The following is a 7,763-nucleotide window of genomic DNA, read 5'->3' on the forward strand; positions in this document are numbered from 1 at the left end:
AAACTTACCGGTACGTTTTAGATGCTCAAAACTTAACGCATTGACATAGTTCCACACGAAGTTCACTGAACCGCTTAGACGATTCAGCTCTTTTATGTGTTTGTCTTTAATGCGTAGCTTGAGTGTTTTCATATATTCAGTATGGCAAGATTAATTTTAGCTTACAACCCTTTAACGACTTCTTACGACAGTGTGTGTCGCCTTATATCCACCCCCTGAAGTGGGTGGTTTTACGGCGACTGGTGATAAAAGGTAGCCCTTCATCAAAAGACAGTCCGTCCCGCTTCGTTACAACTTTTTACCTCTATCACAGAATGAGAACAACTCATAACTCAGCCTTACTTATTAACCCAAAAATTGCTTTTATAATGGAATGGACTTAATGGACTTAAAAGTTATTAGCTAGTGGTTTTTTATTTTTATATGACCTTATAGCAACTTTTTTTAGATAACTTTTATTTAGATAGCTCTTTCTAATTCCAAATAAAATAACCAACAATAATTAATTGAGGATAATAATAATGAGTGATAAGCGCATCTCAGATAGTATGGAACAAGCTTTAAATGATCAAATGAATAATGAGGCGGCTCAGGCCCAAGCCTATTTAGCCCTCGGAGTTTGGGCAGACTCAAACAATTACTCTGGTATTGCTGACTTCTTTTATAAGCATTCAGAAGAAGAGCGCCAACATATGTTTAAGTTCTTGGAATACATCCAGACCAGAGGTGGCGAGGCAAAAATCAGTGCCATTCCTGCTCCGCGTGATAATCCAGTAGATTTAGAGTCTTGTATTGAAGATGTGTGGCAACATGAGCTTGATAACTCTAAAAAGATTTATGCCTTAGTAGATAAAGCTTTTGACGAGAGAGATTGGCCAACCTTTAACTTCTTGCAGTGGTTCGTTAAGGAGCAAATTGAAGAAGAGGCCCTAATTGATGAGCTTCGTGATAAATTTGCCTTAGCTTCAGAAAGTAAGGACAACAATGCCAATTTCTACTCTTTAGACCGCGATATGGCCAATGCTCCTCAAGAAGCTGAACTTCCTCGCGAAAAAAATCTATAAGTAATCGCACCTGTGAGGTTTATGGCTTCAATGCCGAAGCCATTTTATTAGGCCTCAAGTTTAGCAAACCGCTCACCCTAGGAGAATGCCATGAACGATCCAAAGAATAACTTAGATCAAATCACTACTCAGGAAGGACTAACGCCTATGCACCGTCAAAATATTGACGAGGCGCGTATTGATGAAGTCTTGGTGGAAGATAGCTTAGACAGCACTGACTATCCTGATATTCGTGATATTGCGGATGAAGATGCTGTTTCTCAAAGTCATGATGATGAGTAGACATGAGGATAAATAATCGCAAGCCTTTGTGATTCTTAATCTAACTAGTTATATGCACTTTGACCTATATTTTGAAAAGCCCCCTATCTGTTGATAGAGGGCTTTTTTTATTGGGTTAGATGGTGGCTGATGGCAAATACAGATTAGTCCCAACCTTCCAGAGTAACCGCCCAAGCAGCGACCAAGGGTTTGGCTAACGCTTCTATAAGGTCTATGTGAGCTTCATCATCATTTAAGGCAGGGATGTAGTGATATTCTTGCCCTCCGGCATTGATAAAGTTGTCTCGGTTTTCCATTGCCAGCTCCTCTAGCGTCTCTAAGCAGTCAGCTGAGAAGGCAGGACTAACCACTTGCACTGAACGCACCCCAGCTTTGCCCCATTCCTCTAAGGTCACATCGGTATAAGGCTTGACCCATTCTTGCTTACCAAAGCGTGACTGGAAGCTAATAATCCACTCCTCATCATTAAGCCCCAACTCTTGTGCTACCTGAGCGGCGGTACATTTACAGCGCTTAGGATACGGATCACCTTTATCAGCATAAGGCTGCGGGATACCGTGGAAACTAAACATCAGCTTTTCAGGCTTGCCGTGTACCGCTTGGAAACGGCGTATCGAATCGGCCAGTGCTTTAATATATAAGGGATGGGCAAAGTAGTCTTTGACAATGGTGTAATTGGGCAGATTGCGCTGCTTAAGCGACCACTTGGTTAGCGCATCATAGACTGCACCCCCTGAAGTGGCTGAATACTGAGGAAATAGCGGTAAGATAATAAAATGATCCACCCCTTCACTGCGCAGCTGATCCATCACATCGGGTAGACCAGGATTGCCATAGGTCATTGCGGCATGAACCGACACTTCAAAAGGTGCCATACTACCGTCTAAACGCGACTGTAACTTTTCCACTTGCTGACCTAAGATTTTGCGGATTGGCGAATCGCCTTCCCAAACACTAGCATAGGCCTCTGCCACACGCTTCGGTCGACTGGGTAGTACAAAGAGATTAAGGATAATCGCCCATAAAAACTGCGGTATCTCAATCACCCTAGGATCCGATAGAAACTGTTTCAGATAACGTTTTACAGCGGGTGCCGTAGGCTCATCGGGCGTGCCTAGATTGACGAGTAAAACGGCAATACGGGGTGGCTTATTGGGTTTCATAGTGCGCTGAGTGTCCTTGCTAAATCAAGTTTAATGATTCTATAAAGCATAATGGGTCTGGCCTAAACTGACGTTGTCAGTGCATCAAGGTATAAGTCAAAGTACAAATAAAAAACGCCTATTAATTAAAGCTGCGCCTTTAAGATTGATAACCGTTATTTAAGTCACTGATTGACAACAGATATTGATTGGCCATAAAGCTTCAGTGTACCATTATTAACGGTCAATTTACTAAAGTAGTGCCAAACCATGATGGCCAGTTTTTATTTTGAGAGTCATTGACTTGACCACCACAGATGCAAGTTGTACTTATAGGCCCTTACGCCTACAATAGCCATGAGCGAACACTTCTACGTCCCCTATCCTAATTGACATAGTAAATATCATTATTGAGGTAATTTTGAGTATCCAATCGACTGCGACAGATCCAAAATTTGCCAACTCTGTGGGTATTGTAGCCCCGCAGACGATGCATTTTGATACCCCCCTAACTTTAGAGTGCAACCGTACTTTGCCTGAGTTCGATTTGGTTTATGAGACTTACGGCGAGTTAAATGCGGATAAATCCAATGCCATCCTGATTTGTCATGCCCTTTCAGGCAGTCATCATGCTGCCGGCTGGCACAGTGAAGAGGATAAAAAACCAGGCTGGTGGGATAATATGATTGGTCCTGGCAAAGCCATTGATACCACCCGTTATTTTGTGGTCTGTTTGAACAATATTGGTAGCTGTCATGGCTCTACAGGCCCAACCACGCCCATTCCAGAGTCTAGCGATGAAGGCACTCCAGGTAAGCCTTATGGTCCAGACTTCCCCTTAATTACCATCAAAGATTGGGTAAAAACCCAAGCCATGCTCTCTGATCGCTTAGACATAGAGGTGTGGCACGCAGTGGTCGGTGGATCAATGGGCGGGATGCAGGCCTTGCAGTGGTCGGTTGATTATCCCGATCGCTTAAAGCGCTGTGTCATCATTGCCAGTACCCCAAAATTGTCTGCCCAAAACATTGCCTTTAATGAGGTCGCCCGTCAATCTATATTGTCTGACCCTGACTTTAACAAAGGCCGTTATCTAGAAGCCGGTACTTATCCTCGCCGTGGCCTTATTCTGGCCCGTATGGTAGGTCATATCACCTATCTGACTGAAGATGCTATGAAGTCTAAATTTGGTCGTGACTTGAAGTCTGGCAAATTTATGTACGGCTACGATGTAGAGTTCCAAGTAGAGAGCTACTTACGCTATCAAGGCGAGCGCTTTAGCGAAAACTTTGATGCCAATACCTATCTGCTGATGACCAAAGCTTTGGATTACTTCGACCCCACTCGCGATTATGTCGATGATGAGTCATTATCCGATTTAGAGGCTTTAAAACAAACGCTAAAACATGCCCGCTGCCAGTTTTTAATCGTGTCCTTCACCACAGACTGGCGATTTGCTCCGGCCCGATCACAAGAAATTGTCGATGCCTTAATGGCAAATGATAAACCCGTTAGCTATGTCAATGTTGACGCTCCCCATGGTCATGACTCCTTCTTGTTCGATATCCCGCGTTATATGGATGCCATTAGAGGCTTCTTAAACGCGCCTTTTTTAACCCCTAACCCCAAAGCCCTGCCTCAACAAACTGAAGTTCAAACTGAAACTGACGCCGAAACCAGGAGAGCCTAACATGAGATTAGATCATGAACTTGCCAAACAATGGATTGCCCCGCACTCTCGTGTCTTGGACTTAGGCTGTGGTGACGGCTCGTTACTTGAGCAGATGCAACATTCACTAGGCGTCACCGGATATGGACTTGAGCTAGATGAAGAGAAAATAAACGAAGGGATTGCCAAAGGGTTAAACATTATTGAGCAAGATCTAAATGATGGTTTGGCTCGCTTTGCCGATAACAGCTTTGATACGGTGGTTATGGCTCGGGCGCTGCAAGCCGTTAAATCACCCGATACTTTATTATTAGACATGCTCCGTGTGGGCCGAGAAGCCGTCATTACCTTCCCTAACTTTGCTCATTGGCAAAACCGTCTCCATTTAGGCTTAAAAGGATTGATGCCGGTCTCTGAGGCGCTTCCTTATGAGTGGTACAACACCCCTAACATTCATCTATGTACCTTCAAAGATTTTGAAAAACTGTGCTTTGATAATGATATTAAAATCATCAATCGCTTTGCGGTTACTGACTCACCCTCAAAAAAGCCCTCTGCACTAATGGCATCGATCATTCGTAAAGCGCCTAACTTATTGGCGGATGTGGCGATTTATAGAGTAACGAAATCTAAATAACTGCTAAAAATTTTTATATAAACTAGGCACAGTAGTAATTTAAGGCTAATATAACTCTAGGCAGACTCAATTGTTGCTTCAACCTTTCTGGTATTACTTAGTTACAAAAGTTTGAGGTAATTTGACTATTAAATTATTGTTTAAGGCTATATTAGCGTTAACAGCGTTTGAGTTTCGTCTTTTTGGGTGTTAAGCTATGTAAATCTTGTCGAATATATGTTATCGACACAACCTATCTAATCAAAATCATAATGTCATTATCATTTTAAATGTTACCAATTTAGTGCAAAGCGAAGACAATAAATTGGGTTATATTTAGATTCTAAGTATTTGTAAATAAATTTTAGTGCCCTATTCGTTTAAATTTTTTTGCTTAAATACAATCAATTTCTGGATAACTCTATGAAACTTTTAAAAGCAACTCTATTCACTGCGCTGTTTTCAACAGCAGGTTTGGCCCAAGCAGATCTTGTCTCAAACGTTCCGTTAGATGTGTCTCGTTTTGAGATGATGAACATCAGTGAATTGACCAATCGTGCCAACCAAGGTAATGATCACGCCCAATTTTACTTAGCAAAGCGCTACCAAAAAGGGGAAGGCGTTGCTAAAAACTCATTAAAAGCAATCGAATGGTACACTCGTGCCGCTAAACAGAATGTAACTCCAGCTCAGTTAAACCTAGGTATCATGTATGCTCGTGGCGAAGGCGTAGCTGTTCACGAACAGCAAGCCCGCTACTGGTTAGAGCGTGCTGCAAAACGTGGTGATAACCGTGCTAGCTATACTCTAGCCTTAATTGATGAAAAACAGCGCAAGCTGGTAGACGCTTATAAATGGTATGATCTTGCTGCTCGTGATGGTATGTTAAACGACGAAGTTCGCACCAAAGCTCGTGGTAAAATTGGTCAGTTAGCGTTGAACCTATCAAGCTCTGATGTTGCCACCGCTCGTAATCAAGCTGACAGCTGGTTCCAAAGCAACTAATTAGCAATATCAAGTCGTTAAAAACTAAATACCAGTCAATTAGACATTAAAAACCCAGCCATAAGGCTAATGCCTATCAGTTAAGAGATTTTATAGCGGAATAGTGAAATTTGTTTTTTCTAGAGCCCGCTATTTATGGAGTCATCTGGTTTTAAAAAACCATATCTCCGCTAAGTCTCTTGCTTAACTGACTGGCATTAAGCCATAAGGCTGGGTTTTTTAGTTTAAACTAAGGCTAAAGCCAAAACGGCCCTAGCTAGTCTAATAATTTGATTTATTTGGTACTCTTAACAGTGGCTGTGGCCACAACTTCCCCGTCTGCGGTTACCTGCTGCAATACCAACTCATGACCCACTTCCGTTTCTGTGTCACTGAACACTTGCCATTCAGCGAATTGCTCATTTGCTGTTGGTGTCCCTGTAGCACTCACAGAGATGGATTTATTCTTTAATCGAATCATGGGCGGTTTGTGCACATAGGCTTGATGCTCATAACCCTCGTCTGCCTGCTTAGGATGCTTTCCTAATTGGGCCAAAATATGCTCAGCAATGGTAGAGGCTTGAGCTCTGAGGGGAGCCACATAGCGACAAGGTACCCCAGCAATCGACATACAATCCCCAATGGCATAAATGTCAGGATTACTAGTTTGTAAGGTTGCCTCTTGTACCGAAATACCAGAGAGTCTGTCAAAATCTAGCTGGGCACTTTGTGGCAAAGCTTCCTCTACCTTAAGCCCAGTGCTCACTAATATATGGTCTACCTCAAGTTTGTGCTTGCCACTCGTATCACAGTCCGTCACTGTCATTTGATAGCCGCCAGTGGATAAAGCATTCACATCATCTACTCGACTATTGCCCATAAAGTTAATCCCTTGGGCGATTAATGCCTGTTTGATCTTATTACCAGCCACTTTAGGTAGCATCAAAGCCAAAGGCGTGTGCTGCATATCTAACAAGCTAACTTTATGACCTACCTTGATTAAGTCTTCAGCAATCTCAGTACCCACCATGCCGGCACCAATGACTGCAATATGCTTGGCGTTATTCGAGTTTGATAGCGCTTGCTCTATGCTAATAAATCCCTCAATATGGTTAATGTGCCATACATTTTGGGCCTCTATCGTAGGCGGAATGGCAGGCGTGGCTCCAATAGCCATCACTAATTTATCATAGCTAAGCTCAGCCTCATTGAGTCGCACCTTACGATTATCACTATCAATAGCGAGTACTGTACTGTTTGTTAATAACTCAATTCCAGCCTTATTGGTAGCCTCCTCACCAGTAAAGCGTATCAGGTCAGTAGCTGTCTTCTTCTGGCTAAAAGCCGCTGATAACATGGGCTTGTGATAGCGATCTGCGTTATCAGCAGCAATTAAGGTAATGCCAATCTCTTTATCTAACGCCCTTATCGCATCGACCACCGACCAACCTGCTAGGCCTGCTCCTATAATTACAATTTGTCGATGCTCATTTTGACAAACCTCAGAGTCAGCTGTCTCTGTTGCCTCATCAATGGGACGAAACTCCGACTTACCCACCCCACATAAGGGGCAACTAAAACTATCGTCAAGCTTGGAGAATGGAACAATACTTTGTGACTCAAGATCAGACTGTGTCGGGTATACCCAGCCGCAAGCTTGGCACTCATATGGGGTGATATTCATCATACATCCTTTTCAATTACCACTTTTTAATTTTCATTTATAACCTATCTTATACCAATTCTAAAAAATAACACTCAAATCACACCACTCCCGCTGAGTGATAGACCTAATTAAGTTAGTCTCATTACACACTGCATTCCAAGCGTCACATGCCGCATCGACAATCGCATCATAACTCTCAAAACAGCGATTAGACGACCAATGCTGTTTAAGATACTGCCATACCTGTTCAGCAGGGTTAAGTTCAGGTGAGTAGGGAGGCAATTTAAGCATGGTCACATTGTCTTGATCCAAACTTGGTTGGTGCCATAGCGCCCCATCC

General features: G+C 42.8%; 8 protein-coding genes and 1 pseudogene. 5 read left to right on the forward strand and 4 right to left on the reverse strand.

What is annotated here, in order from left to right; all coding sequences use genetic code 11:
- Nucleotides 1-132 (reverse strand): annotated as a pseudogene (locus tag A1019T_RS13560) (RNA-guided endonuclease InsQ/TnpB family protein); the annotation flags it as partial.
- Between the two features lie 389 nt (nt 133-521).
- Here A1019T_RS13560 and A1019T_RS03200 point away from each other — a divergent pair.
- Both A1019T_RS03200 and A1019T_RS03205 read left to right on the forward strand, forming a co-directional pair.
- Nucleotides 522-1,064: a ferritin gene (locus A1019T_RS03200; protein WP_077450398.1), complete on the forward strand. Its 543-nt coding sequence runs from the start codon at nt 522-524 to the stop codon at nt 1,062-1,064.
- Between the two features lie 90 nt (nt 1,065-1,154).
- Nucleotides 1,155-1,346, forward strand: a complete 192-nt coding sequence (locus A1019T_RS03205; protein ID WP_077450399.1) for a hypothetical protein — start codon at nt 1,155-1,157, stop codon at nt 1,344-1,346.
- 143 nt (nt 1,347-1,489) lie between these two features.
- Here A1019T_RS03205 and hemH read toward each other — a convergent pair whose 3' ends face one another.
- A complete protein-coding gene (hemH, locus tag A1019T_RS03210) occupies nt 1,490-2,509 on the reverse strand; it encodes a ferrochelatase (RefSeq protein WP_077450400.1) in 1,020 nt (339 codons plus the stop codon).
- Nucleotides 2,510-2,915: 406 nt separating this feature from the next.
- On the opposite strand from hemH, the gene metX reads away from it, so the two are divergent.
- The 3 genes from metX (at nt 2,916) to A1019T_RS03225 (ending at nt 5,778) form a co-directional block, all read left to right on the forward strand.
- A complete protein-coding gene (metX, locus tag A1019T_RS03215) occupies nt 2,916-4,178 on the forward strand; it encodes a homoserine O-succinyltransferase MetX (RefSeq protein WP_279626169.1) in 1,263 nt (420 codons plus the stop codon).
- Between the two features lies 1 nt (nt 4,179).
- A complete protein-coding gene (metW, locus tag A1019T_RS03220) occupies nt 4,180-4,794 on the forward strand; it encodes a methionine biosynthesis protein MetW (RefSeq protein ID WP_077450402.1) in 615 nt (204 codons plus the stop codon).
- A 402-nt stretch (nt 4,795-5,196) separates the two neighbouring features.
- Nucleotides 5,197-5,778: a tetratricopeptide repeat protein gene (locus tag A1019T_RS03225; protein ID WP_077450403.1), complete on the forward strand. Its 582-nt coding sequence runs from the start codon at nt 5,197-5,199 to the stop codon at nt 5,776-5,778.
- Between the two features lie 274 nt (nt 5,779-6,052).
- Here A1019T_RS03225 and A1019T_RS03230 read toward each other — a convergent pair whose 3' ends face one another.
- Both A1019T_RS03230 and A1019T_RS13970 read right to left on the reverse strand, forming a co-directional pair.
- The gene (locus tag A1019T_RS03230) at nt 6,053-7,444 is read right to left on the reverse strand and encodes an FAD-dependent oxidoreductase (protein WP_341864620.1); all 1,392 of its coding nucleotides are present in this window, start codon (nt 7,442-7,444) and stop codon (nt 6,053-6,055) included.
- Between the two features lie 57 nt (nt 7,445-7,501).
- Nucleotides 7,502-7,763, reverse strand: a 262-nt coding sequence (locus tag A1019T_RS13970; protein WP_208608018.1) for a transposase, incomplete at its 5' end; no start/stop codon positions are given.

Source organism: Psychrobacter piechaudii, from assembly GCF_900162825.1.
In the GTDB taxonomy this organism is placed as follows: Bacteria; Pseudomonadota; Gammaproteobacteria; order Pseudomonadales; family Moraxellaceae; genus Psychrobacter; species Psychrobacter piechaudii.

What these genes read in the sequence shown, in the direction of transcription:
- A1019T_RS03225 (WP_077450403.1), top strand. Translation starts at nt 5,197, where the DNA reads ATGAAACTTTTAAAAGCAACTCTATTCACTGCGCTGTTTTCAACAGCA.
- metW (WP_077450402.1), top strand. Translation starts at nt 4,180, where the DNA reads ATGAGATTAGATCATGAACTTGCCAAACAATGGATTGCCCCGCACTCT.
- A1019T_RS03200 (WP_077450398.1), top strand. Translation starts at nt 522, where the DNA reads ATGAGTGATAAGCGCATCTCAGATAGTATGGAACAAGCTTTAAATGAT.
- A1019T_RS03230 (WP_341864620.1), bottom strand. Translation starts at nt 7,444, where the DNA reads ATGATGAATATCACCCCATATGAGTGCCAAGCTTGCGGCTGGGTATAC.
- A1019T_RS03205 (WP_077450399.1), top strand. Translation starts at nt 1,155, where the DNA reads ATGAACGATCCAAAGAATAACTTAGATCAAATCACTACTCAGGAAGGA.
- hemH (WP_077450400.1), bottom strand. Translation starts at nt 2,509, where the DNA reads ATGAAACCCAATAAGCCACCCCGTATTGCCGTTTTACTCGTCAATCTA.